This window comes from Kitasatospora sp. NPDC101155 (assembly GCF_044768305.1).
GTDB lineage: Bacteria > Actinomycetota > Actinomycetes > Streptomycetales > Streptomycetaceae > Kitasatospora.
This window is the reverse complement of the sequence record NZ_JBIWPN010000001.1, coordinates 500,932-524,341: the sequence shown is the minus strand read 5'-3', so window position 1 is coordinate 524,341 and position 23,410 is coordinate 500,932. Positions and strand designations below refer to the sequence as shown.

Sequence of the window (23,410 nt, the reverse complement as noted above, 5' to 3'; positions counted from 1 at the left end):
CCGCCAGCGCATAGTAGCTTCTGAGAGCCTCACGCCCCTCCCGTGAGCTGCCGACCTGCGACTTCTCGCCCATCTGATGCAACTCCCGAGGGTTCAAGTACGCTTCCGTGGTCAGGGCCGAGCTGTGGCCCAAGAGGTCACGCAGGACCAGCAGCGGTTCCGTCTTGGTCAGGTAGAGAGCCATCGCGGCGTCGTCGTCGGTGTCCTTGACCAGTTGCGCGACCTGGGCGTAGTACCCCCGGACAAGCCGCTCAAGGGTCCGGATGGCCATCGTGTGCCTCAACCGGTGGGGGTTCACCTGAGGGAAGCGGGGTTCGAAGCGCTCGCGGATCCGCTCCGAGGTACGGGTGAAGACCGTCGGCCAGGCCGTGAAGGGCCCGCCGTCCGCGCGTACGGCCAGCAGCATCGAGCCGCCGTCCGGCGCCACCAGTCGGCGGCGCTCGCTGGGCACCAGGGACTCCCAAGCGACCCGAGTCCCGTTGACCCGGCCGCCACGGGCGTCGGCCTCGGTGACGATCAACGGCTCACCCCATGAAGCTGGCGGCCTCCAGCGCGAACCATCAGCGGCCAAGGCCCGCTCCAGGTCGATGTAGCCGTGCAGCCCGGCCAGGACGGGATAGTCCACCCAACTGACCCTGAACTTACGGCCCTTGGTCACTCCTGCCGGGACCGGGAGAGGCAGTGGCACCTTGGTCGGGCGACGTGGCAGCCTCGGGACCTCGCAGGTCAGCAGGTAGCTGAACTCCTGCAGCCGCAGTCCCGATGACAGGGCGAACCGGCCGACGGCCCCGTTCCTCGCCAACTCCCGCCCCCGGTAGCCGGTGTCGTCCTCGCCATCCGGCCCCAGCCCTGACAGCGCGTTGATGAACAAGTCGGCGAAGTCGTCCTCCAGGTATTTGATGGTGACGTGGGCCTTCGCCTGGCGTCGCCTGGCCTGGTTGACCTGCATTTCTGCCGCGCGCTCGCCGTAGTAGGCGATCGCCTGCTTGTACGTGAACGGCTCGGCGTCGGCATACCCCTCGGCGACGGCCCAGCGGTAGAGCTTCCCCAGGATCCCCATGTTCTGGTTCCAGGTCGACGCTTCGAACCGGCACTCCAGTGGGCCACTCGACCGGTAGACCGCGTAGGAGCTGAGGGCCGACTTCAAGCGGGCCCGGGTGTCGAACAGGGCGACACCGTGCCCCGCGAGGAACTCCATCCAGTCCCGGGCCGTCCGGGCGTAGTACTCCCAGGAGTTACGGGCCGGAGCCCCGTTCGTCGGAAGCTCGCGGAGCCACTGATTCACCACTGTGGTCGGCCGCAGGCCCCGCTCGTCCTCGAACAGCAGGTCATCGTCGACGAGAACCGGCATGCCATCCGGGATCACCGGCTTCGCGGACAGCCCCCAGTCCTCCCACCCCCGAGAGGAATAGAACACATATTCCATTCCGCAGACCCTGTCACGCCACACGGCAGAGTGCAACGGACAAACGCCGCCCTGGGTAGGTCAGCTGACTCTCAAAGCGACACGACCACAAAGCAAGAACAACCCAGGACAGGCAGGACAGCGCGGAGAGCCGTTTGAGCGCCGGCAGCGCGCGGGCCAGCTCGGCCCCGCTGACCCGCCCGCGCGAACCCGCCAGGTCGGGCCAGCGCAGCCCGCGGGCCGTCTCACCGCCGAGCAGGATGTCCAGGCCCCCGCCCAGCGGATCACCGTCGATGAGTATGGTCCGCTGACCCGTGCGCACGGCCGTGACCGCCAGGGCGCAGGCCAGCGTGGAGGCCCCGGCCCCGCCCCGGCCGCCGAGCACGGCGACGGTGACCGCGGGGGAACCGACGCCCTCGGCCGCGTCGGCGATCCGGTCGAGCAGCCAGGCCTCGGCATCGGGCAGGAACAGCACGTGCTCGGCGCCGAGTTGGACCGCTCTGACCCACACCCCGGGGTCGTCCAGGTCCAGCCCGAGCAGCAGCACCCCGCCGCGCCTGCCCAGTCCGGCGCAGCGCTCCGCCTGGTCGTCCCCGACCAGGATCAGCGGCGCGCCCTCCCACAGCTCACGCGTCGGCGGCGCGCCGCGGATCAGTCGAGGCTCGGTGCCCGCCGCCGCGCAGAGCCGCAGCAGGTGCTCGGCCAGGCCCTCGTCCTCGGTGACGACGAGCGGCCCGCCGGCCTCGGGGCCTTCGGTGGTGAGGTGGTCGGCGATCGGCGTCGACATGGTGCTCTCCCCTCTGCGCCGCCGGCCACCAGGGGCGGGGCGCGCTTCGGACGGTTGCGGCGGACGGTCGCCCGGCAGACCTCCGGAGAGAAGGGGGATGAGGCCCTGCCCGGCGACCGCCGCCGACCATCACGGTGGGGGGAGATCCGGATTCCGTCATCCACGTTCCGATTGCCTGTGGATAACTCGTGGGTTGTGGATGAAAACGTTCACCCGGGCGGGGGGCTAATCGGCGAAGAATTGACGAAAGGGGGTCACGGAGATGAACCGGCCACTCACCGCACCCCGGCCGAACACTCTCCCGACACCCCCTCGCAGCCTTCCGCGCACCCCACCGCGACGGTCCGGCGGAGCTGATCGGAACCAGCCGCGTGGGCCGTGTGAGCCATGAGCAAACGGCAACGTAGAGTGACGAAAGGTGGTGGACGGAGCGAGCCGTCGGCACCCCCTGCACACCGTCGGCCGGACGGTCACGGAAGCCGCCGCGAAGGACTTTCAAGCCCTGAAAATGGCCCCGGACGTGCGACGACCCCCGCCGGGGGGGAGAGCGGGGGTCGTCTATCCACAGCCCGACTCGGGGGGGAGGAGCCGGACCGGGTTAGCACGGTCGCGAACGATCCGTGACTTCCATGGTGTACCCGAGCGGCCAGAAACACAAACCCGCACGCCCGCGAGTACGCCGAATGGCGGGGTGTTTTGCGGCTCCCTCTATCCTCGGTTCCCGTGGACACCACCGAGAACGCCGACGACCACGCCGACGAGTCCCAGGGCGGCACCACCGGGCCCGGGGAACCGGTCGCACCCGCCCGCCCCCGGCCGAGCGGGCTGCGCACGGCCGCCTTCTTCGACCTCGACAAGACCATCATCGCCAAGTCGAGCGCGTTGGCCTTCAGCCGCCCCTTCTACCAGGGCGGCCTGATCAACCGTCGGGCGGTACTGCGCAGCGCGTACGCGCAGTTCGTCTTCCTGGTCGGCGGCGCGGACCACGACCAGATGGAGAAGATGCGCGAGTACCTCTCCGCGCTCACCCGGGGCTGGAACGTCCAGCAGGTCCGCGAGATCGTCGCCGAGACGCTGCACAACCTGATCGATCCGATCATCTACGACGAGGCCGCCTCGCTGATCGAGCAGCACCACGCGGCCGGCCGGGACGTGGTGATCGTCAGCAGCTCCGGCTCCGAGGTGGTCGAGCCGATCGGCGCGCTGCTCGGCGCGGACCATGTGATCGCCACCCGGCTCCACGTCGAGGACGGCTGCTACACCGGCGAGATCGAGTACTACGCCTACGCCGAGAACAAGGCCGCCGCCATCCGGGAGTTGGCCGAGACGGAGGGCTACGACCTGGCCCAGTCCTACGCCTACAGCGACTCGTCCACCGACCTGCCGCTGCTGGAGGCGGTCGGCCACCCCTCGGCCGTCAACCCCGACCGCGCGCTGCGCAAGGAGGCGCAGGCGCGGGAGTGGCCGGTGCTGGTCTTCGACCGGCCGGTGGAACTGCGGCGGCGGCTGCCCGAGTTCTCCGCGCCGAGCGGTTCGGTGCTGACCACGGTGGCGGTCGGGACGGCTCTCGTGACCGCCGGGGCCATCTGGTACCTGGCCCGCCGACGCCGCCCCGCTGTCTGAGGCCTCAGGCCAGAACAAAGTCCAACAAAACGGGCAATCGGCACAGACTTCTCGTTTCGGGTTCCCCTTTCGGCCGAAACGCGATACAAATGAAGCACGGCCCGCGAGACCCGGTCAGGACCGAAGAGGTCAAACCGACAACGCAGTTCAGGCCCACGGACCGCGTGTACAGATATCCAGGCACCCACATGCAGCCGACCCGCTGTCGGGCCGCCGGACCAGACGAACGGGCAGGATCCCCGTCTGATCGGCACTTCCGGTGCATGCTTGGTCACCCGGAATCTGCACCAGCGGCGGCACCCAGCAGGATCAGGTGCCGCCGCATCTCCCTGTCCACGGGCGCCCGCTCAGACCATCCCGCGCTGCATCGCCTCGCAGACCGCGGTGCTCTCGCGCACGCCGAGCCGTAGCGCCCGCCCGCAGTGCGCGATCCAGGCCGCCATGCCCTCGGGCGTGCCCGCCAGGTAGCCCGCGAGAGCCCGCCGGTAGGCGTCGGTGCCCAGCTCCGCCAGGCCGACCTCGGCCGGACAGATCGACTTCGGATCGAGCCCCTCGGCAATCAGCACGATCCGCTGGGCGGCCCGCGCGATCACCCCGTTGTACGCACCGAACGGCCGCAGCGCGAGCAGTTCGCCGTGCACCACCGAGGCGACCACCAGGGCTGGTGTCCCCACGCCGTGACCCTCCGCACGGGCCACCAGCAGCCGGGAGAGCTGGTCCAGCCGGGCCGCGACCTCCTCCGCGCCCGGCGCGGGCGGCAGCACGGGCGTCGGCCCGACCGCGACGTCGACCTCGACGCTGTCCACCGGCTCGAGCTCCAGCGGGAACAGCTCCTCGGCGACCTCCCCCGCCCGTCGCGGCCGACCGGCGGCCGGGTCGGCGTCACCGACCGCGAGCAGATGCAGCCGCGCCAGCACCTGCAACGGCGAGTGCCGCCAGACGCTCAGCAGCTGGCCGGCCTCGGCGGCGATCCGCAGGGCCGCGCCGACCGTCCGGGCCTCGGCGTCCGCGCCGAAGTCGGTGCGGCGCCGGACCTCCTCCAGCGGCCAGTCGGCCCCGGCCACGGCCGCCGACGCACGGGCGCCGCGCAACGCGGACTCGGAGGTGACCTCGGCCGCGCGGCGGCGCATCACCCGGTGACCGTAGAGCCGGTCGACGGCCTTGCGCACCTCGGCGACCGCGTCGGGCACCCCGGGGAGCTGGGCCAGCGGGGCGAGGGGATCTGTTCCAGTGCTCACCTACCCGAGAGTAATGAACAGGCGGCCCCTCCCGGAACAGCAACCCCGCATCACCCGTTAGAGGCAATCCTCACTTCCCTCCCTCGGCGAGGCCCAAACCCCGGCTAGCATGGCCACTATCGGAGACGATAACGATTTCCAGTTAGGGGCGCTCGGCACGCGCGTCCCCGAGCACGCGGCCCGCCCCCAGGGCCCAGAGCGAGAGCCGGAGCCCCAGATGAAGATCGCCTTCGTCGGCAAGGGTGGCAGCGGGAAGACCACGCTGTCCGCACTGTTCATCCGCCACCTGGCCGCCATCGGCCGGCCGGCCATCGCCGTCGACGCCGACATCAACCAGCACCTGGGCCCCGCCCTCGGCCTGACGGATGCCCAGGCCGCCGAGCTGCCCTCGCTCGGCGCGCACCTGCCGGAGATCAAGGAGTACCTGCGCGGCAGCAACCCGCTGATCCGCTCGGCCGACGAGATGATCAAAACCACGCCGCCCGGCCGTGGTTCGCGCCTGCTGCGAATCATCGAGGAGAACCCGGTCTACGCCGCCTGCGCCCGCCCGATCGCGCTGGACGAAGGCTCGGTCCGGCTGCTGGCGACCGGCGCGTTCACCGAGGAGGACCTCGGGGTGGCCTGCTACCACTCCAAGGTCGGCGCGGTGGAGCTGCTGCTCAACCACCTGGTGGACGGCCCGGACGAGTACCTGGTCACCGACATGACCGCGGGCTCCGACTCCTTCGCCTCCGGCCTGTTCACCCGCTTCGACCTGACCTTCCTGGTGGCCGAGCCGACCCGCAAGGGCGTCTCCGTCTACCGCCAGTACCGCGACTACGCCCGGGACTTCGGCGTGCAGCTGCGGGTGATCGGCAACAAGGTGCAGGACCCGGACGACCTGGCCTTCCTGCGCCGCGAGGTCGGCGACGACCTGCTCACCACCTTCGGACAGTCGGACTGGGTGCGCCGCCTGGAGCAGGGCGCCGAGCCGCCGCTGAAGTCGCTGGAGCCGGCCAACCGGGCGGTGCTGGAGCTGCTGCGGGCCGAGGCCGAGGCGGCGTACGGGCGGCGCGACGCGCGCCGGTACACCGAGCAGGCAGTGCTCTTCCACCGGCGCAACGCGGAGAGTTGGGCCAACGCCAAGGTCGGCATCGACCTGGCGACCCAGGTGGACGAGAACTTCGTGCTGGGCGAACCCGCAGGCCAGTTCGCGGGCGAGTTCGCGACCGCCGGCGGGCAGGCCGCCCCGGCAGGGGCCTCCGCCTGACCCCACCACGAACAGAACGGGCCGTCGCCTCCCCCTCACCCCGGGGGAGGCGACGGCCCGTTCGCCATCCCGGCCCCGTTCGGCGCCACCAGCAGATTCCCACCGGTTCGAACACCACCCAATGGGGTGAATCAAGGGGTTTTCCACTTCCCACCGGGAAGGACGCCGTGCAAAGCTTTCATTACTCTCGGTTTACCGAGTCTTGATGGTCCGTCCCGACGGCCCTCGCGAGACATTCCGCACCTCGCCCGGGCCCCTGGCGGGCCTGATGGTCAACGCCGGTCGGTGACACCCGCATTCCCCCGCCGCGCCCACGCCATCCCGCCACACCGTCGCGACCCACGACAGCCGATCCGCCCCGGAGCCCCACCCCGGACTCACCGCCGGACCTGACTGCGTTCGTTCCCCCGGACAGACGGGAAGACCATGACCCTCGACATCTCCAGTGCACCCATCGCCTCCGACACCACCGACCACGCGCCACCGGGCCCCGACTCCCGGGTCCGCTGGGCCCAGGACCTCTCCGCCTCCCTGGTGGTCTTCCTGATCGCCGTGCCGTTCTCACTCGGCATCGCGCTCGCCACCGGCGCCCCGCTCACCGCAGGGCTCGTCGCGGCAGCCGTGGGCGGCATCGTGGTCGGACTGTTCGGCGGCACCCCGCTCCAGGTCAGCGGCCCCTCCGCCGCCCTGACCGTGATCACCGCCGGGCTGGTCGCCCAGTACGGCTGGCAGGCCACCTGCGCCGTCACGGTCGCCGCCGGGCTACTCCAACTCCTGCTCGGCGTACGCCGGGTGGCCCGGACGGCGCTCGCCGTCTCACCCGCGATCGTGCACGGCATGCTGGCCGGGGTCGGGCTCACCATCGCCATCGCGCAGCTGCACGTCGCCCTCGGCGGCTCCCCGCAGAGCTCCGCGATCGCCAACCTGCTCGCCCTCCCCGGGCAGTTGGCCGGTCCGCACCCGCCCGCGCTGCTGGTCGGCACGGTGACCGCGGCAACACTGCTGGGCTGGCCCCGGCTCGGCCGACTCCCGGGCCGAGCGGGCGAGTTCGGCGCCCGCCTGGCCAAGGTGCCCGGCCCGCTGGTCGCCGTGGCCGTCGCCACCGCACTCGCCCTCGCCCTGGACCTGCGGCTCGCCCACATCCAACTGCCCCCCTGGCAACCGCACTCGCTCGTGCCCGCGCTGCCGCACGGTCCGCTCACCGGAGTGCTCGCCGCCGTCCTCACCGTCACCGCCGTCGCGAGCGTGGAGTCGCTGCTGTCCGCTGTCGCGGTCGACCGGATGTCCCGGCGCACCGGTGACCTCGACCGCGAGCTGCGCGGGCAGGGCCTCGCCAACACGGTCAGCGGCCTGGTCGGCGGACTGCCGATCGCCGGCGGCGCCGTGCGCAGCACCGCCAACGTCCGGGCCGGCGGGCAGACCAAGTGGGCCTCGGTGCTGCACGGCGCCTGGGTGCTGGCCGCCGCGCTGGCACTGACCGGCGGACTGCGCCGGATCCCGCTGGCGGCCCTGGCCGCGCTGGTGCTGGTGGTCGGGCTGCAGATGGTGAGCTTCGCGCACATCCGCAAGGTGCACCGGCACCGGGAGTTCCCGGTCTACCTGACCACGGTGCTCGGTGTGGTGGGCCTCGGGGTGCTGTGGGGCGTGGGGCTCGGCGCCGGCACCGCCGTGCTGCTCGCGCTCTACCGGCTGACCCGCGCCCATGTGGACGTCGAGGCCGGCCCCGACGGCTCGGTCACCGTCCAGACCCACGGGCCGCTCACCTTCACCGCCGTCCCCCGGTTGAGCCGGGTGCTGGCCTCGATCCCCGCGGATGCCGAGGTCACCGTGGTGCACGACGGCTCCTTCCTGGACCACGCCGCGTACGAGACGCTGCACAACTGGCGGGCCGGACACCAGGCCGCGGGCGGCCGGGTCTCGATGGTGACGCGGCGTCCGGACGACGAGGTGCTCGACCCCGACGGCACGGTCCGCGCGGGCAGTTCGCCCGGCCCGCACCGCTGCCGGGCCTGGACCCCCTGGGTCGGCCACCACTGCATCGAGCAGCAGGAGGACCCGCACGGCCGGCTGCTGGACGGCGTCCGGGTGTTCCAGCAGCACACCGCCCCGCTGATCCGGCCCGAGCTCGCCCGGCTGGCCCGGGAGGGGCAGACGCCCTCACAACTCTTCCTGACCTGCGCGGACTCCCGGATGGTCACCAGCATGATCACCAACAGCGGCCCGGGCGACCTGTTCACCGTCCGCAACGTGGGCAACCTGGTGCCGGCTCCCTTCGAGCCCGGCGCGGCCGACGACTCGGTGGCCGCCGCGGTGCAGTACGCGGTGGAGGCACTGGAGGTGCGCTCGATCACGGTCTGCGGGCACTCGGGCTGCGGCGCGATGAAGGCCCTGCTGGACGGCGTGCACGAGCGTCCCGGACCGCCCACCCCGCTGACCCGCTGGCTGCGCAACGGCCGCGGTTCGCTGGACCGGCTCCGACGGGCCCCGGCCGAGTTCGCCGACCGGCCGGTGGTGGACCTCGCGGAACAGCTCTGCATCACCAACGTGGTCCAGCAGTTGGACCAGCTGTTGGCGAACCCGGCGGTGGAGCGCCGGGTCGAGGAGGGCACCCTGCGGCTGGTCGGGATGTACTTCGACTTCGCCACCGCCCAGGCCTACGTCCTGGACCGAGCCGCCGGGACGTTCAGCCCGGTCGAGGCCCGCACGGAGGTCCGGCCCGACGGGGTTTCGGCCGAACGGGTGGGACAGGACGGCCGGGTTCCGGCCGAGGGCAGCGGGGAGGATCCCCAGCTGGCCGCCTGAAAGCCGGGTCCGTGTCCCCGCCGGGCGGGCCGGGGCACGGGCCCACCTGCCGCTGCGCGTTCTGCCGCCCTGGTGTGGCGGAACGCGCGGTCGGCCGTTCGACAATCGGTCAAAGGTCTACACCAATTCCCAAGAGCCTCTTGTCAAGTGCCCCGTTCACCTGGTGAGCTGTGCGCTGGGACACACGGGACGTTCCCCACGCACGGGATCGCCCCAGATCATGACTCGATGAGGAGTGCGCGTTGAGCAACGAGAGCCTGGCCAACCTGCTCAAGGAGGAGCGGCGCTTCGCCCCGCCGGCAGAGCTCGCCGCAGCCGCCAACGTCACCGCGGCCGCGTACGCGCAGGCTTCCGAGGACCGTCTGGGCTTCTGGGCCGAGCAGGCCCGCCGCCTGAGCTGGGCCGTCGAACCGACCGAGACCCTCGACTGGTCCAACCCGCCCTTCGCCAAGTGGTTCGCCGACGGCAAGCTCAACGTGGCCTACAACTGCGTCGACCGCCACGTCGAGAACGGCCTGGGCGACCGGGTCGCCATCCACTTCGAGGGCGAGCCCGGCGACAGCCGCTCGATCACCTACGCCCAGCTCAAGGACGAGGTCTCGCAGGCCGCCAATGCGCTGCTGGAGCTCGGCGTCCGCAAGGGCGACCGGGTGGCCGTCTACCTGCCGATGATCGCCGAGGCGGTCGTCGCGATGCTCGCCTGCGCCCGGATCGGCGCCACCCACTCGGTGGTCTTCGGCGGCTTCTCCGCCGACGCCGTGGCCTCCCGGATCCAGGACGCCCAGGCCAAGCTCGTCATCACCGCCGACGGCGGCTACCGGCGCGGCAAGCCCTCCGCCCTCAAGCCGGCCATCGACGAGGCGCTCACCAAGGTCGACGGCGTCGACCACGTCCTGGTGATCCGCCGCACCGGGCAGGAGACCGCCTGGACCGAGGGCCGCGACGTCTGGTGGCACGAGATCACCGCTCGCCAGTCCACCGAGCACGCCCCCGAGCCGCACGACGCCGAGCACCCGCTGTTCATCCTCTACACCTCGGGCACCACCGGCAAGCCCAAGGGCATCCTGCACACCTCGGGCGGCTACCTCACCCAGGCCAGCTACACCCACCACGCGGTCTTCGACCTCAAGCCGGAGACCGACGTCTACTGGTGCACCGCCGACATCGGCTGGGTCACCGGCCACTCGTACATCGTCTACGGCCCGCTCTCCAACGGCGCCACCCAGGTCGTCTACGAGGGCACCCCGGACACCCCGCACCAGGGCCGGTTCTGGGAGATCGTCCAGAAGTACGGCGTGACGATCCTCTACACCGCGCCGACGGCAATCCGCACCTTCATGAAGTGGGGAGACGACATCCCCGCGAAGTTCGACCTCTCCTCGCTGCGGGTGCTGGGCAGCGTCGGCGAGCCGATCAACCCCGAGGCCTGGATCTGGTATCGGGAGCACATCGGCGGCAGCAAGTGCCCGATCGTGGACACCTGGTGGCAGACCGAGACCGGCGCCATGATGATCAGCCCGCTGCCGGGCGTCACCGAGACCAAGCCGGGCTCGGCCCAGCGCGCCCTGCCGGGCATCGCGGCCACCGTGGTCGACGACGAGGCCAACGAGGTCCCGAACGGCTCCGGCGGCTACCTGGTGCTCACCGAGCCGTGGCCGTCCATGCTCCGCACCATCTGGGGCGACGACCAGCGCTACATCGACACCTACTGGTCCCGCTTCGAGGGCCGCTACTTCGCCGGTGACGGCGCCAAGAAGGACGAGGACGGCGACATCTGGCTGCTCGGCCGGGTGGACGACGTCATGCTGGTCTCGGGCCACAACATCTCCACCACCGAGGTCGAGTCGGCCCTGGTCGGGCACTCCTCGGTGGCCGAGTCCGCCGTGGTCGGCGCGACCGACGCCACCACCGGCCAGGCCATCGTCGCCTTCGTGATCCTGCGCGGCGGCGTCACCGAGACCCCGGAGCTGGTCGAGGAACTGCGGGCGCACGTCGGCCGCACGCTCGGCCCGATCGCCAAGCCGAAGCAGATCAAGGTGGTCGGCGAACTGCCGAAGACCCGCTCCGGCAAGATCATGCGCCGTCTGCTGCGCGACATCGCCGAGGGCCGCGAGGTCGGTGACACCACCACCCTCGCCGACAGCACGGTGATGAGCCAGATCCAGGCCCAGCTGCCGCCGTCGGGCGGCAACAGCTGAACCCGCTGAGCGCCGGCTGAACACGCCGACGCCGGTGACCGGGGCCCCGGGCGGACACCACCGCCCGGGGCCCCGTCGTCGTCCGGTTCGGGCACGGTGATGCCGCGACCGGGCACGGTCGTGCCTCCAGCACGAAGAAAGGGCGAATCGCGCCGAACCGGACCGGCCGACGCCCCCGACCGACGACAGGCCGACGCCCCCGACCGACGACAGGGGAGGCGTCACGCGGCTGCACGCGACTGAGGCCGTTCGGGGGTCGGGCGGTTGCTCCTCAGGAGTGCAGAACCAGCCCCCAGGGCTTAAGTCCTTAGATAGGACAATCCGGAAGTCACTCGGGCGTCCCGTTAGACTGTTAAGGACGCATCAAGATCCTTGAGCAGGAATCCGGGCGTCACAGGGCGCGCCGGGAAGTCTGGTCGGCAACTGCACCACCCGTGCATCCGTTGCCGCTCCCAGCCCCTCAGGAGGTCCCGCGTGACCGACCAGCCGCCCGTCCACGAGCCGACGACCCGCCGCCGGCAGCTTCTCGGCCGGCTGTCACTGCCCGAGCGCACCTTCGTCACCGACGCCCTGCGCACCGAGACGGTCGGCGGCGTGCTGCTGCTGGCCGCCGCTGTGGTCGCGCTGATCTGGGCCAACGTCTGGCCGCACGCGTACGAGAGCGTGCTCGACTACACCGTAGGCCCGTCCGCCCCGCTCCACCTCGACCTCACCCTGGCCGACTGGGCCAAGGACGGCCTGCTGACGATCTTCTTCTTCGTGGCCGGCATCGAGCTCAAGCGGGAGTTCGTCGCGGGCGAGCTGCGCACCCCGAGCGCCGCGCTGCTGCCTGTGATCGCCGCCGTCTGCGGCGTCGCCCTGCCCGCGATCCTGTTCTCCCTGGTCAACTCCGGCAGCGGCGGCCACCCCGGCGGCTGGGCCATCCCCACCGCCACCGACATCGCCTTCGCGCTCGGTGTGCTGGCCGTGGTGGGTAGCCACCTCCCGTCGGCGCTGCGCGCCTTCCTGCTCACCCTGGCCGTGGTCGACGACCTGATCGCGATCCTGATCATCGCGATCTTCTACAGCTCCGGGATCAAGTTCTGGGCGCTCGGCCTGGCCTTCGCCGGCCTGGTGCTGTTCTGGTTCCTGCACCGGCGCGGGGTGAAGGGCTGGTACCTGTTCGTGCCGCTGGCCGTGGTGGTCTGGGCGCTGATGCACGAGAGCGGCATCCACGCCACGGTGGCGGGCGTCACGATGGGCCTGATGCTGCGCTGCCACCGGGAGGGCGACGAGCAGCACTCCCCCGGCGAGCACATCGAGCACCTGGTCCGCCCGATCTCCGCCGGGCTGGCCGTCCCGCTGTTCGCCCTGTTCGCGGCCGGGGTGTCGATCTCCGGCCCGACGCTGCGCGAGGTGTTCACCCAGGCCACCCCGCTCGGCATCGTGATCGGCCTGCTGGTCGGAAAGACGGTGGGCATATTCGGCGGAACCTGGCTGGCCGCCCGGTTCACCCGGGCCGAGCTGAACCCGCAGCTCAAGTGGGCCGACCTGTTCGCCGTCTCGGTGCTCGCCGGCATCGGCTTCACCGTCTCGCTGCTGATCAGCGAGCTGGCCTTCCGGAACGACCTCGCGCTGGCCGACCGGTCCAAGACCGCCGTCCTGGTCGGCTCGCTGCTCTGCGCGCTGGTCGCCACCGTGCTGCTCAAGCTGCGCAACCAGCACTACCGCGCGCTGTGCGACGAGGAGGACCGGGACTCGGACGGCGACGGCGTCCCGGACGTCTACCAAGAGGACGACCCGGCCTGGCGGGCGCGGGTCTCCGAGACCGCCCGCCACCTACCCGGCGAGAGCCCCGGAACGGGCCGCTGAGTCCCCGACGGGCTTCCCGCAGGCCTGCGGGAAGCCCGTCCCCGAGGGCTCGGAAACGCCTTGCGCAAGCGGGACACGCCCCCCGGCAGGGCCCCGGAGTGGTGTCCGACTGACCGGTAGGGGCATGATTCTGAGCTGTCGACAACCCACTGACGCCTCCGGGACCCCCACCGGCACCGGAACCGCACCCGCGACGGCGTCACGCCGCAACAGCCGCAGAGGAGAACCGCTGATGCCCGCAGGAGCCGCAGACCCGTCCAGCAACGGCCGGGCGCCCTACGAGGGCGAGCGTTCGGTGGGGCAGCTGTTCGCGGCGGCCACCGCCGACCTCACCGCGCTGGTTCACGACGAGATCGCGCTCGCCAAGTCCGAGATCAAGGCGGACGTCAAGCGCGGCGTCTCCGGTGGCGTCTTCTTCGCCGTCGCCGGGGTGCTCGCCCTGGCCGCCATCCCGATGGTGAGCATCGCGATCGCCTTCTTCTTCCATTGGCTGGGCGTGCCGATGGGCTTGTCGTTCGTGCTCTCGGCAGCCGTCCACTTCATCCTCGCGGTGCTGGTCGGGCTGCTGGCCTGGCGTTTCATCAAGAAGATCCAGAAGCCCGAGCGCACCATCGAGGGCGCCCAGAAGACCGCCGAGGTGCTGAAGAACGTCCGGCCGCGCCCGGCCACCCAGGAGGAGATCGACCGGGGCCTGGGCCGCATCCCGTAACGGACCCGACCCCGCAGGACCCCGCCGGACACGTACCCGGACCCGCCGACGGCGAGTGCCGGGCGCGTGTCCGGCGCACGGATGTGACACGCTCTCGGTATGCCGCTTGACCAGAAGCCCGCGCCCGCGCAGCCGTCCGCCGATTCCGGCCCCGACTCCGGCCCCGAGCTGGCCCCGGAACAGGAGACCGGGCAGGAGACCGGGCAGGAGACCGGGCAGGAGCCCGCCGAGGCCTGGAGCATCCGGCAGTCCGGCCCGTGGACGCACCGCGACCTCGCGGCCAACGGCGCCCGCTTCCACATCGCCGAGCTGGGCTCCGGCCCGCTGGTGCTGCTGGTGCACGGCTGGCCCGAGTACTGGTGGGCCTGGCGCCACCAGCTGACCGCGCTCGCCGAGGCCGGCTACCGCGCGGTGGCGCTCGACCTGCGCGGCATCGGCGGCAGCGACCGCACCCCGCGCGGCTACGACCCGGGCAACCTCGCCCTGGACATCACCGGTGTGATCCGCTCGCTCGGCGAGCGCCGGGCGCACCTGGTCGGGCACGCCTCGGGCGGCACCCTGGCCTGGGTGGCGGCGGTGATGCGCCCGTCGGTGATCCAGAGCCTCACCGTGGTCTCCGCCGCGCACCCCCGGGACCTGCGCCGGGCGCTGCTGACCGACCGCAAGCAGATGGCCGCCTTCGAGCACGTGCTGGGCTTCCAGCGGCCGTGGATACCGGAACGCCGTCTGGTGGCCGACGACGCCGCGCTGGTCGGCCGCTACCTGGACGAGTGGACCGGGCCGACCAAGATTGACGGGACGGCGGTGCACGCGTACCGGCAGGCGATCCAGATCCCCAGCACCGCGCACTGCTCGATCGAGCCGTACCGTTGGCTGCTGCGCTCGATGGCCCGCCCGGACGGCATCCAGTTCGCCCGGCGGATGAAGAAGCCGATCACCGCGCCGACGCTGCACGTCCAGGGCGCCGCGGACCCGGTGCTGCTGTCGCACACCGCGCTCGGCGGCGGCGAGTACGTGGCGGCGCCGTACCGTTGGCGGCTGCTGCCGGGGGTCGGGCACTTCCCGCACGAGGAGGCGCCGGAGGAGTTCACGGCCGAGCTGCTGGACTGGGTGGGCCGCCACAAGGACTGACCGTCCGGGCCGCAGGGGATCAGCCCACGGGATCGGCCCCGGGATCGGCCAGGGATCGGCCGCGATGATCGGCCAAGGGCTCATTCCGGGAATCGACCGGGGCGTCGAGGAAGGGACCTTTGGCCCAACCCCCTTGTCGCAAAACTCATATGACAAGCGCATAGGCCAATTTCGACGGACCCGGGCGGTTACCCTCACCGGCCCAGGGGCATCAATTCCGGTATGACCTGGATGCCCGATCGCGGCGCCGCCCCGCGCGGCCGACGCCACAACAGCCCCCAGCGTTCCGCGCCCCGCCCGGACTGGGCGGAGGACCTCGGCTTCGAGGGCCTCGACGGCCGTCAGCGCGGGGCGCAGCGGCAGCTCGGCATCCCCCGCATCCTCGGCCGGCGCGCCCGGTGGGTGGGCGCACGACTGCGGCGCGAGACCTGAGGTCTCGCGCCGCTTCGGCAGGCTGGTCAACAGCCGGTCAGTTCACCATGGTCGGGGACAGCGCGGTGAACCAGAGCAGGACGAAGGTCGCCACCGACATGATCGGCACCAGCACCTTGGTCTCGACGTTGTTGCCGCTGCGCTTGATCAGCACGATCTCGTAGCGCTCCTTGTGCGGCCACAGCAGCGGCGCGCCCTTCTTGGTCAGACAGTCGCCCAGCAGGTGCGCCAGGGTGCCCAGCGCCGCCGCGTACGGCAGCCAGCCGGGCGAGTTGGGCATCCAGGTGTTCATCCCGAAGGTGCCGAGCGCGGACAGGCCGATGACGGTGATCCACACCTCCGGGCCGTGGCCCGGCGGGCACAGCCGCAGGGCCTTGATCGCGAGCGCCAGCAGGAAGAACGTCAGCCCGAGCGTGAAGTAGCGGCCCAGGTAGGTGACGCCGGCCCAGGTGCCGCCGCCCATCAGCGCGACGAACAGCAGCGAGTGGGTGGCGTGCCGGTGACCGCCGGAGGCCCAGGCCACGAAGCGGCAGAGCGCCTTGGAGACCGGGCCGAGGAAGTTGGCGATCGAGCCGTCGTGGTGGTCGAGGTCCGGCAGCAGCGCCGCGCCCGCGCACAGCACCGTGCCCATCAGTATGTCCGCCGGCTGCAGCGTGGTGTGCAGCAGCAGCGGGGGCAGGAACGGAGCGGAGGCCGCGTACAGCATCGCCCCGCTCACCGCGTGCGAATGACCCATCATCGGACTACCACGACCTCCCGTTGAGCTCACTCCGGGGACGGCGCCCGGTTGAGCCGAACGGGTGAGCGCGGCCGAGGCTACCAGGGCGGACTGACGGTGCGACGGATTCCGCACCGGCGCCGCGCCGACGCCCCACCAGCGCCGCACCGGCCGAACGACCAGCGTCGGCGAACCAGGACACCCGGCGCCGCACCGGCCGAACGACCAGCCTCAGAGCGCGCAGCCCTGGGTGTCCACCCGGGTGTTCGCGGTGCTGCCCGCCTGCGCGTCCTCGCGCACCTCGGCCGAGGTCAGCACGTATCCGGTGTCCCCGCTGTCCAGGGACTTGGCGAACACCACGCCGTACACCTGGCCGTCCGGGGTGAGCAGCGGGCCGCCGCTGTTGCCCTGGCGGACCAGCGAGCGCACCGAGTACACGTCGCGCACCACCTGGCCGCGGTGGTAGATGTCCGGGCCGTTGGCCTGGATCCGGCCGCGGATGCGGGCGGGCTGGACGTTGAAGGCGCCGTTCTCGGGGAAGCCCGCGACGATCGCGCTGTCGTTGGTCTTGGCCTCGCCCGCGAAGGTCAGCGGGGGCGCGTTCAGCTTGGGCACGTCCAGGACGGCGATGTCGCGCTGCCAGTCGTAGCGGACCACCGTCGCGTCGTACAGCTGGCCGACGCCGCCGATCTGCACGGTCGGCTCGTCGACGCCGCCGACCACGTGGGCGTTGGTCATCACCCGGTGCGGGGCGAAGACGAAGCCACTGCCCTCCAGGGTCTTGCCGCAGGAGGTCGCGGTGCCGACCACCTTGACCAGGCTCTGCCGGGCCTTGGCCACCGCCGCGCTGCCGGCCAGCGCCGGGTCGGGGGTGTCGACCTGGGTGATCGGCTCGTGCTCGAAGGGGTTGAACACCTGCGGGAAGCCGTTGCGGGCGAGCACCTTGGAGAAGTCCGAGAACCAGTTCGGCGCGTCGCCGGGCAGCGCGCTCTGGACGCCGCCGAGGATCGCCGAGGATCGGACCTGCTTGGAGACCGTCGGCAGGGACGTCCCGGCCAGCGCGGAACCGATCAGCCAGGCCACCAGCAGCATCGAGATCACGTTGACCACCGCGCCGCCGGACGCGTCCAGCACCCGGGCCGGGCGGCGGTCGATGTGCCCGCGCAGCTTCCAGCCGAAGTGCGCGGTGATCGCCTGGCCGATCGCGGCGAAGGTGATCACCACCACGACGGCCACCACCGAGGCCGTGGTGCCGGGGCTGAGGTGGTCGAGCAGCAGCGGCAGCAGCTGGACGGCCAGCAGACCGCCGCCGAGGAAGCCGACGAGCGACAGGACGCCCACCACGAAGCCCTGCCGGTAGCCCGAAATGGCGAATCCGACGGCGGCGAGGATCAGCAGCACATCCAGGACGTTCACTCCGACACCCTCCCACGCTTCGCGGACCCGCCGCGCCGACGGCCCGTCACGAGGTGCCGGCGTCGCCGCCCGGCAGGGCGCGGGAGTGCTCGAGGTCACCCTGGACCAGCGCGAGTGCCTCGTCCGAGAGGTCGACGATCCGGGACGGGTCCCAGGGCAGCTCCAGGCCGCTGTGGTGCAGCACCCGGTCGATCACCCCGGCGGTGAAGCCCCAGACCAGCCGCCCGGCGACCGCGAAGGCCGGCCCGATGTGCCCGGACGGGTGCCGCAGCCGGACCCGGTTCGCCGGGTCGGCGAGGTCGGCGATCGACACCCGGAACACCGCGCCGGTCTCGCCCCGGTCCACCGGGCGCACCGGCGACTCCTCGCGCCACCAGCCCAGCACCGGGGTCACCACGAAGCGGCTCACCGGGATGTACAGCCGGGGCAGCTCCGCGAAGACCTGCACCCCGGCCGGGTCCAGGCCGGTCTCCTCCCAGGCCTCGCGCAGCGCCGCCGCGATCGGGCCGGGGCCGTCCGGGTCGCCGTCCTCCGGGTCCAGCGCGCCGCCCGGGAAGGACGGCTGGCCGGCGTGCGAGCGCAGCGAACGGGCCCGCTCGATCAGCAGCACGTCCGGACCGTCCGGGCCCTCGCCGAACAGCATCAGCACCGCGGCCGCCCGGCCGCCCTCGTGCGGCGGCAGGAAGCGGCTCAGCTGCTCGGGCAGCACCCGCTCGGCCGCGTCCCGGACCGGCTGCAACCAGGCCGGCAGGCCGTCCCGCTCGATGGCGCCCGCCGTCATGCGCCCACCGCCAGGTCCGCGACCTGCCCCTGGTGGGCGGCGGCGTCGGCCCGGGCGGCCGCCTCGCCGGGGAAGTCCGACGGTGGCTTCAGCCGTTGGCCGGGCTGGCCGCCCATCTCGTACTTGAGCAGCTTGCGGGCCTTCTCCGGGTCGGTCTCGCCTTCCCCGTACGCGGGGCAGAGCGGCGCGATCGGGCAGGCCCCGCAGGCGGGCTTCTGCGAATGGCAGATCCGGCGGCCGTGGAAGACCACCCGGTGCGAGAGCATCGTCCACTCCGACTTCGGGAAGATCTCGGCGACGGCCAGCTCGACCTTCACCGGGTCCTCCTCGGTGGTCCAGCCGAACCGCCGGGCCAGCCGTCCGAAGTGGGTGTCCACGGTGATGCCGGGGACTCCGAAGGCGTTGCCGAGGACGACGTTGGCGGTCTTGCGGCCGACGCCGGGCAGGGTCACCAGGTCGTCCAGCCGGCCCGGGACCTCGCCGCCGAACTCGTCGCGCAGCGCGATCGAGAGGCCGATCAGCGACTTCGCCTTGTTCCGGAAGAAGCCGGTCGGGCGGATGATCTCCTCCAGCTCCTCCGGGTTCGCCGCCGCCATGTCCTCGGGCGTCGGGTACCTGGCGAACAGCGCCGGGGTGGTCTGGTTCACCCGCAGGTCGGTGGTCTGCGCCGACAGCACGGTGGCCACCAGCAGTTGGAACGGGCTCTCGAAGTCCAGCTCCGGATGAGCGTACGGGTACAGCTCCGCCAGCTCGCGGTTGATCCGCCGGGCCCGCCGCACCATCGCCAGCTGCGACTCCGGCTTCCTCGGCTTCACGGCGGGCTTCGAAGCCGGTTTCACGGCCGACTTCGAGGCCGGTCCTACGGCCGACTTCACGGCTGCCCGCTTCGCGGTCGGCTTCTGAGCCGCCGCCTTGGCGGGGGCCTTGGTCGCGGTCTTCCGGGCCTTGCTCTCTGCCATGCACGAAGGCTACGCCGAGCGGCGCACCGCTTGGGGCCGATCATGCAACGGAAACCGCCCTGCCGGGGACGCCGTTCTCCGGTGACAGCGGTTCGGCCGGGGCCGAGATCGGATGGTCAGGACCCTGTCGGCCGAGGACACTGCCGTCGTGCGGCCGGGGCCGCTCGCCCCGGCCGGCGCCTCCGGGGGTGGTCACCGGAGAGCGCGGCCGATGGTGCCCTCAAGGGTGTTGAGCAGCCCGGCCAGCGCCTCGGCGAGGCGGTCCTGCTCGTCGGGGGTGAGACCGGAGAGCAGCGCGCGGTCGTACGCGACGAGTTCCTGGATCAGGCCGTCGACCAGCTCCCGTCCGGCGTCGGTGAGCGAGAGGTGGGCGACCCGGCGGTCGCGGTCGTCGGGGCGGCGGCTGACCAGAGCGCGTTCCTCCAGCAGCCGCAGGCGCTTGGTCACGGCGGCGCCGGAGGCGAAGCTCTCGCGGGCCAGCTGGGTGGGGGTCAGCTCGCGGTCGACCCGGCGCAGGGCGCCGAGGATGTCGAACTCGGCGCGGGTGAGGCCGGCCCGGGTGAGCGGGTCGGGGGTCTGCTGGAGCAGCGCGGCGCAGCGGTTGATCCGGCCGAGGACGGCGATCGGGCCGGTGTCCAGGCCCGGGTAGGCGCGCTCCCACTGGCGCAGCACACCTGCGACGACGTCCTCCACGTGCGCTGCTCCCGTTCCGCGACCGACCCGTTCGTTCGATCCTAGACGGCGCGCACTCCGGCTCCCCGGCGCTCCAGCAGGGCCGCCAGCAGGTGGTGGGCGTGCCGCTCGGTGTCGGCGGCGCGCTGGTGCGGGAGGGCCGGTCGGCGCCACTCGCCGGTCGCGGTGTCGGCGGCCTCGCGCAGTTCCAGCAGGGCGGTGGCCAGCCCGGTCCGGGCGGTCACGGCCTCGGAGCCGGCCGCCGCGACGGCGGACCGGGCCTCGCGGGTGGCGGTCTCGGCCCCGGCCAGGGCCCGGGAGAGCCGGGCGGCGGTACGGCGGTTGGTGACCAGCAGGCAGGCGGCGAGCCCGGTGAGCGCGCCGACGCAGGTGTCCAGCCAGCGGTCGGCGACCAGGGTCCGGGCGGGTTGCAGGCCGGCGAACTCGGTCATCAGCAGTGCCATCGGGGTGACGAAGACGGTGGCCAGCCAGTAGCTGCGGGCGATCGTGGCCTCCGCGCCGAACTGGCAGATCAGCCCGAGCACGATGAGCGCCACGGGGCCGGAGTGGGCGAGCGGCAGCGCGGCGGTGAACAGCGCCAGGCCGAGCAGGTTGCCGAGCACCCGCTGCAGCGCGCGCTGCCAGGAGAGCGTGCTGTTGGCCTGGAACACCGAGGCCGCGGTGACCACCGCCCAGTACGGGCGGCCGACGCCGAGCGCCAGCGAGAGCCAGCCGGCGGCGGCGCAGCCGACCGCGACCCGCAGGCCGATCGGCAGCAGCACCGAGCCGGGCCGCAGCGCGGCACGCGGCGAGGGCCGGGGGCCGGGCCGGCGGGCGCGCAGGTCAGCGGCCTCCGCCTCGGTGAGGTCCAGCAGCGGCAGGGCGCGGCCGCACCGCAGGTCCCGGGCCCAGGCGACGTACCGCTCGGCGACCGTCGGCCCGGCGGGTGCGGCGAGGGCCGCCTCGGCGTGGACGAGCAGCCGCTCGGGCGCGTCCCCGAGGGCGCGCCGCCGGGCCGGGGAGGAGAGCGCGAGGCTGTGCCGGGCCGCGTCGACCGCGCCGACCAGGGCGGTACGGGCGGCGGCGTCCGGCGCGCCGGGCGCGGTGCGCAGCAGTCGGGCGGCGGCTTCCAGCGCGCGGGCGGTGGCGATCCGCTCCGGGCCGTACGGGCGCAGCGTCGCGGGGGCCATGCAGACCAGCCAGGCCAGTGCGGCGCCGAGCACGGTGAGTGCCAGGTGCGGTGCGAGGTCGGGGAGCCGCTGGGGGACGAAGGCGCAGCTGGCGGTGGTGAAGGTGATGATCAGGCTGCCGGGCGGGCCGATCCGGGCGGCGTCGCAGAGCAGCTTGTGCAGCGCGGCGAGCGCGGCCGCCACCGCGACCAGTACGACGGCGTCGCGGGTGAGCGCGGCGGCGGTGAGGGCGGCGCCGGTGCTGAGGACGGTACCGAGCAGCACGGCGGCCAGCGTCCGGGCCCGGGCGCGGTAGGGCAGGCCGTGCCCGTACAGCGCGCCGAGGCCGCCGGCCGAGGTGTAGAGCGCGAGGTCGAGCCGGCCGAGGGCGAACAGGGTGAGGTTGAGGGTGCCGAGGGTCACCACGGCGCTGAGTGCGGGCTTGTGCCAGCCGTCTCCGGGCGGACCGACCCGGAGAGCCTGCCGGAACTGGGCGGTTGTGGCCATACAAAAAGATTAACAGGTAATTTACCTGTGAAACATGTGCCCGCGAGGAGACACTTGCGCCCCCGGCTCAGAACTCGTCGAAAAATTTTCCGACGAGAGCGATGAGTTCTGCGGCGAGCCCCGGTCTACCCCTGTGACCGACTCGCTCGACAGAAGGAACACCCCATGAACACCGTGGTCTCCACCGACGGCACCACCCTCGCCTGCACCGTCACCGGCTCCGGCCCGGCCGTCGTGCTGGTGGACGGGGCGATCGGCCACCGCGGCTTCGACCCGGGCGTCGCGGTCGCCGAGCAGCTCTCGGCCCACCACACCGTGTGGGCCTACGACCGGCGCGGCCGCGGCGGCAGCGGGGACACCGCGCCGTTCGCCGTGGAGCGCGAGATCGAGGACCTGGCGGCGGTCATCGCGGCCGCCGGAGGGTCGGCCCGCGTCTTCGGCATCTCCTCGGGCGCCGCACTCGCGCTGCGGGCCGCCGCCGCAGGCGTCGGCATGACCCGACTCGCCGTCTACGAGCCGCCCTTCAGCACCGAGGAGGGGCAGAGCGAGCGCTTCGTCGGGTACGTCACCGAGCTGGAGGCGGCGCTCGCCGAGGGGCGGCGCGGGGACGCCGTCGCGGCCTTCATGACCTTCGTCGGGATGCCCGGGGAGATGGTGGACGGGATGCGCTCCGCCCCGGTGTGGCCGGTGTTCGAGGCGGTCGCACCGACCCTGGCGTACGACGCGGCGGCGCTCGGCGCGCGGACCGGCGCGACCGTCCCGGTCGACCTCCTGGCCGGGATCACCGTGCCGACCCTGGTCCTGGACGGCGGCGCCAGCCCGGAACTGCTGCGGGCGCCCTCCCGCGCGGTGGCGGCGGCCGTGCCGGGCGCCGAGTACCGGACGCTGGCCGACCAGACCCACGAGGTGGCGGCCGAGGCGCTGGTGCCGGAGCTGCTGAAGTTCTACGCCTGAGGCCTGGAGCCGGGCGACCCGGGGGAGCCGGGGGACCGAAGAGCCCGGGAGTCCGTGAACCCCCGTTCGCATCCGCGTCCTAGGCTTCTCGCGATCTGATCATCTGCGAGTGAGGGAGCAACGAGGAAGCATGGAACAGAATTTCATGGACTTTCAGGACATCCCCACCACCACCCTGGCCGACGTCCTGGGCCGCGCCCAGGTGATGGACATCGGCCTGCGCCCGCTGTGGGCGGGCATGCCCCGGGTGGCCGGACCGGCCTTCACGGTGCAGTGCCCGCCCGGCGACAACCTGATGCTGCACGCGGCGATCTACCGGGCCGAGCCCGGCTCGGTGATCGTGGTGGAGTCCGGTGACCTGGACTACGCGCTGGCCGGCGGCAACGTCTGCGCCGTGGCGCAGCGCCGGGGCGTCGCCGCCTTCGTGGCCGACGGCCTGATCCGCGACCTCGGCGAGGTGCGGGAGCTGGGCTTCCCGGTGGTCGCCCGGGGCGTCATCCCGATCCCCGGGTCGAAGAAGCGGCTGGGCACCCACGGCGCCCCGGCGCGCTGCGGCGGGGTGCTGGTGGCGCCGGGCGACATCGTGGTGGCCGACGAGGAGGGCGTCGTGGTGGTGCCCGCCGCCGACCGGGCGAAGGCCCTGGACGCGGCCCGGGCCAAGCTGGCCAAGGAGGCCGCCGAGACCCTGGACGACTGGGAGGCCGCCCACCGCGCGCGGATCGACCGGAGCCTCGCCGAACTGGGCTTCACCGGCTGATCCTGCGGCCGGTACGGCCTCACCGGGCACCGGCCCGGTGAGCCCGGCCCCA

18 protein-coding genes and 1 pseudogene are annotated in these 23,410 nt (G+C 72.5%); 10 read left to right on the top strand and 9 right to left on the bottom strand.

Annotated features, from left to right (window positions below; genetic code table 11):
* Together ACIRYZ_RS02545 and ssd are read right to left on the bottom strand one after the other, a co-directional pair.
* A partial coding sequence (locus tag ACIRYZ_RS02545; protein ID WP_402938479.1) for a site-specific integrase occupies positions 1–1,351 on the bottom strand: 1,351 nt, incomplete at its 3' end.
* Between the two features lie 190 nt (positions 1,352–1,541).
* Positions 1,542–2,192: pseudogene (ssd, locus tag ACIRYZ_RS02540) on the bottom strand (septum site-determining protein Ssd); the annotation flags it as partial.
* A gap of 825 nt (positions 2,193–3,017) precedes the next feature.
* Between ssd and ACIRYZ_RS02535 the strand changes: the two are divergent.
* The gene (locus ACIRYZ_RS02535; RefSeq protein WP_402938538.1) at positions 3,018–3,815 is read left to right on the top strand and encodes an HAD family hydrolase; all 798 of its coding nucleotides are present in this window, start codon (positions 3,018–3,020) and stop codon (positions 3,813–3,815) included.
* A gap of 347 nt (positions 3,816–4,162) precedes the next feature.
* Here the strand turns inward: ACIRYZ_RS02535 and ACIRYZ_RS02530 are convergent, their stop codons facing one another.
* Positions 4,163–5,053, bottom strand: a complete 891-nt coding sequence (locus ACIRYZ_RS02530; protein ID WP_402938477.1) for an oxidoreductase — start codon at positions 5,051–5,053, stop codon at positions 4,163–4,165.
* Between the two features lie 217 nt (positions 5,054–5,270).
* On the opposite strand from ACIRYZ_RS02530, the gene ACIRYZ_RS02525 reads away from it, so the two are divergent.
* The 7 genes from ACIRYZ_RS02525 to ACIRYZ_RS02495 all read left to right on the top strand — a co-directional run bounded on the left by ACIRYZ_RS02525 (position 5,271) and on the right by ACIRYZ_RS02495 (position 15,425).
* Positions 5,271–6,302 (top strand): ATP-binding protein, encoded by a 1,032-nt coding sequence (locus tag ACIRYZ_RS02525; protein WP_402938474.1) that lies wholly within the window; start codon positions 5,271–5,273, stop codon positions 6,300–6,302.
* A gap of 426 nt (positions 6,303–6,728) precedes the next feature.
* A complete protein-coding gene (locus tag ACIRYZ_RS02520; protein WP_402938472.1) occupies positions 6,729–9,104 on the top strand; it encodes a SulP family inorganic anion transporter in 2,376 nt (791 codons plus the stop codon).
* A gap of 242 nt (positions 9,105–9,346) precedes the next feature.
* Complete coding sequence (gene acs, locus ACIRYZ_RS02515) at positions 9,347–11,302, top strand: acetate--CoA ligase (protein WP_402938469.1); 1,956 nt, start codon at positions 9,347–9,349, stop codon at positions 11,300–11,302.
* Between the two features lie 474 nt (positions 11,303–11,776).
* A complete protein-coding gene (gene nhaA / locus ACIRYZ_RS02510) occupies positions 11,777–13,153 on the top strand; it encodes a Na+/H+ antiporter NhaA (RefSeq protein WP_402938466.1) in 1,377 nt (458 codons plus the stop codon).
* A gap of 232 nt (positions 13,154–13,385) precedes the next feature.
* Positions 13,386–13,862 carry a phage holin family protein gene (locus ACIRYZ_RS02505; RefSeq protein WP_387615760.1) on the top strand — a complete coding sequence of 159 codons (477 nt, stop codon included), beginning with the start codon at positions 13,386–13,388 and terminating at the stop codon, positions 13,860–13,862.
* 99 nt (positions 13,863–13,961) lie between these two features.
* On the top strand, positions 13,962–14,993 hold the full coding sequence (locus ACIRYZ_RS02500; RefSeq protein ID WP_402938463.1) for an alpha/beta fold hydrolase: 1,032 nt from the start codon (positions 13,962–13,964) through the stop codon (positions 14,991–14,993).
* Between the two features lie 222 nt (positions 14,994–15,215).
* A complete protein-coding gene (locus ACIRYZ_RS02495) occupies positions 15,216–15,425 on the top strand; it encodes a hypothetical protein (protein ID WP_380608686.1) in 210 nt (69 codons plus the stop codon).
* 37 nt (positions 15,426–15,462) lie between these two features.
* Here the strand turns inward: ACIRYZ_RS02495 and ACIRYZ_RS02490 are convergent, their stop codons facing one another.
* The 6 genes from ACIRYZ_RS02490 to ACIRYZ_RS02465 form a co-directional block, all read right to left on the bottom strand.
* Positions 15,463–16,164, bottom strand: coding sequence for a metal-dependent hydrolase (locus tag ACIRYZ_RS02490; RefSeq protein WP_393028125.1), 702 nt, complete (start codon positions 16,162–16,164; stop codon positions 15,463–15,465).
* A gap of 210 nt (positions 16,165–16,374) precedes the next feature.
* Positions 16,375–17,559, bottom strand: coding sequence for a MarP family serine protease (locus ACIRYZ_RS02485; protein ID WP_402938458.1), 1,185 nt, complete (start codon positions 17,557–17,559; stop codon positions 16,375–16,377).
* Between the two features lie 46 nt (positions 17,560–17,605).
* Positions 17,606–18,340, bottom strand: coding sequence for an NUDIX hydrolase (locus ACIRYZ_RS02480; RefSeq protein WP_402938455.1), 735 nt, complete (start codon positions 18,338–18,340; stop codon positions 17,606–17,608).
* Positions 18,337–19,299 (bottom strand): endonuclease III, encoded by a 963-nt coding sequence (gene nth, locus ACIRYZ_RS02475; protein WP_402938453.1) that lies wholly within the window; start codon positions 19,297–19,299, stop codon positions 18,337–18,339. The genes ACIRYZ_RS02480 and nth overlap by 4 nt, the downstream gene beginning before the upstream one ends.
* A 192-nt stretch (positions 19,300–19,491) precedes the next feature.
* On the bottom strand, positions 19,492–19,992 hold the full coding sequence (locus ACIRYZ_RS02470) for a MarR family winged helix-turn-helix transcriptional regulator (protein WP_402938450.1): 501 nt from the start codon (positions 19,990–19,992) through the stop codon (positions 19,492–19,494).
* 41 nt (positions 19,993–20,033) lie between these two features.
* Entirely contained in the window at positions 20,034–21,647 is a 1,614-nt protein-coding gene (locus ACIRYZ_RS02465; RefSeq protein ID WP_402938448.1) for an FUSC family protein, read from the bottom strand.
* Between the two features lie 165 nt (positions 21,648–21,812).
* On the opposite strand from ACIRYZ_RS02465, the gene ACIRYZ_RS02460 reads away from it, so the two are divergent.
* Both ACIRYZ_RS02460 and ACIRYZ_RS02455 read left to right on the top strand, forming a co-directional pair.
* Positions 21,813–22,601, top strand: a complete 789-nt coding sequence (locus ACIRYZ_RS02460) for an alpha/beta fold hydrolase (RefSeq protein ID WP_402938445.1) — start codon at positions 21,813–21,815, stop codon at positions 22,599–22,601.
* Positions 22,602–22,731: 130 nt separating this feature from the next.
* On the top strand, positions 22,732–23,358 hold the full coding sequence (locus tag ACIRYZ_RS02455; protein ID WP_402938442.1) for an RraA family protein: 627 nt from the start codon (positions 22,732–22,734) through the stop codon (positions 23,356–23,358).
* Positions 23,359–23,410: the final 52 nt, after the last annotated feature.

What these genes read in the sequence shown, in the direction of transcription:
- ACIRYZ_RS02480 (WP_402938455.1), bottom strand. Translation starts at nt 18,340, where the DNA reads ATGACGGCGGGCGCCATCGAGCGGGACGGCCTGCCGGCCTGGTTGCAG.
- ACIRYZ_RS02455 (WP_402938442.1), top strand. Translation starts at nt 22,732, where the DNA reads ATGGAACAGAATTTCATGGACTTTCAGGACATCCCCACCACCACCCTG.
- ACIRYZ_RS02505 (WP_387615760.1), top strand. Translation starts at nt 13,386, where the DNA reads ATGCCCGCAGGAGCCGCAGACCCGTCCAGCAACGGCCGGGCGCCCTAC.
- ACIRYZ_RS02525 (WP_402938474.1), top strand. Translation starts at nt 5,271, where the DNA reads ATGAAGATCGCCTTCGTCGGCAAGGGTGGCAGCGGGAAGACCACGCTG.
- ACIRYZ_RS02490 (WP_393028125.1), bottom strand. Translation starts at nt 16,164, where the DNA reads ATGATGGGTCATTCGCACGCGGTGAGCGGGGCGATGCTGTACGCGGCC.
- ACIRYZ_RS02460 (WP_402938445.1), top strand. Translation starts at nt 21,813, where the DNA reads ATGAACACCGTGGTCTCCACCGACGGCACCACCCTCGCCTGCACCGTC.
- ACIRYZ_RS02465 (WP_402938448.1), bottom strand. Translation starts at nt 21,647, where the DNA reads ATGGCCACAACCGCCCAGTTCCGGCAGGCTCTCCGGGTCGGTCCGCCC.
- nth (WP_402938453.1), bottom strand. Translation starts at nt 19,299, where the DNA reads ATGGCAGAGAGCAAGGCCCGGAAGACCGCGACCAAGGCCCCCGCCAAG.
- ACIRYZ_RS02500 (WP_402938463.1), top strand. Translation starts at nt 13,962, where the DNA reads ATGCCGCTTGACCAGAAGCCCGCGCCCGCGCAGCCGTCCGCCGATTCC.
- ACIRYZ_RS02520 (WP_402938472.1), top strand. Translation starts at nt 6,729, where the DNA reads ATGACCCTCGACATCTCCAGTGCACCCATCGCCTCCGACACCACCGAC.
- ACIRYZ_RS02495 (WP_380608686.1), top strand. Translation starts at nt 15,216, where the DNA reads ATGACCTGGATGCCCGATCGCGGCGCCGCCCCGCGCGGCCGACGCCAC.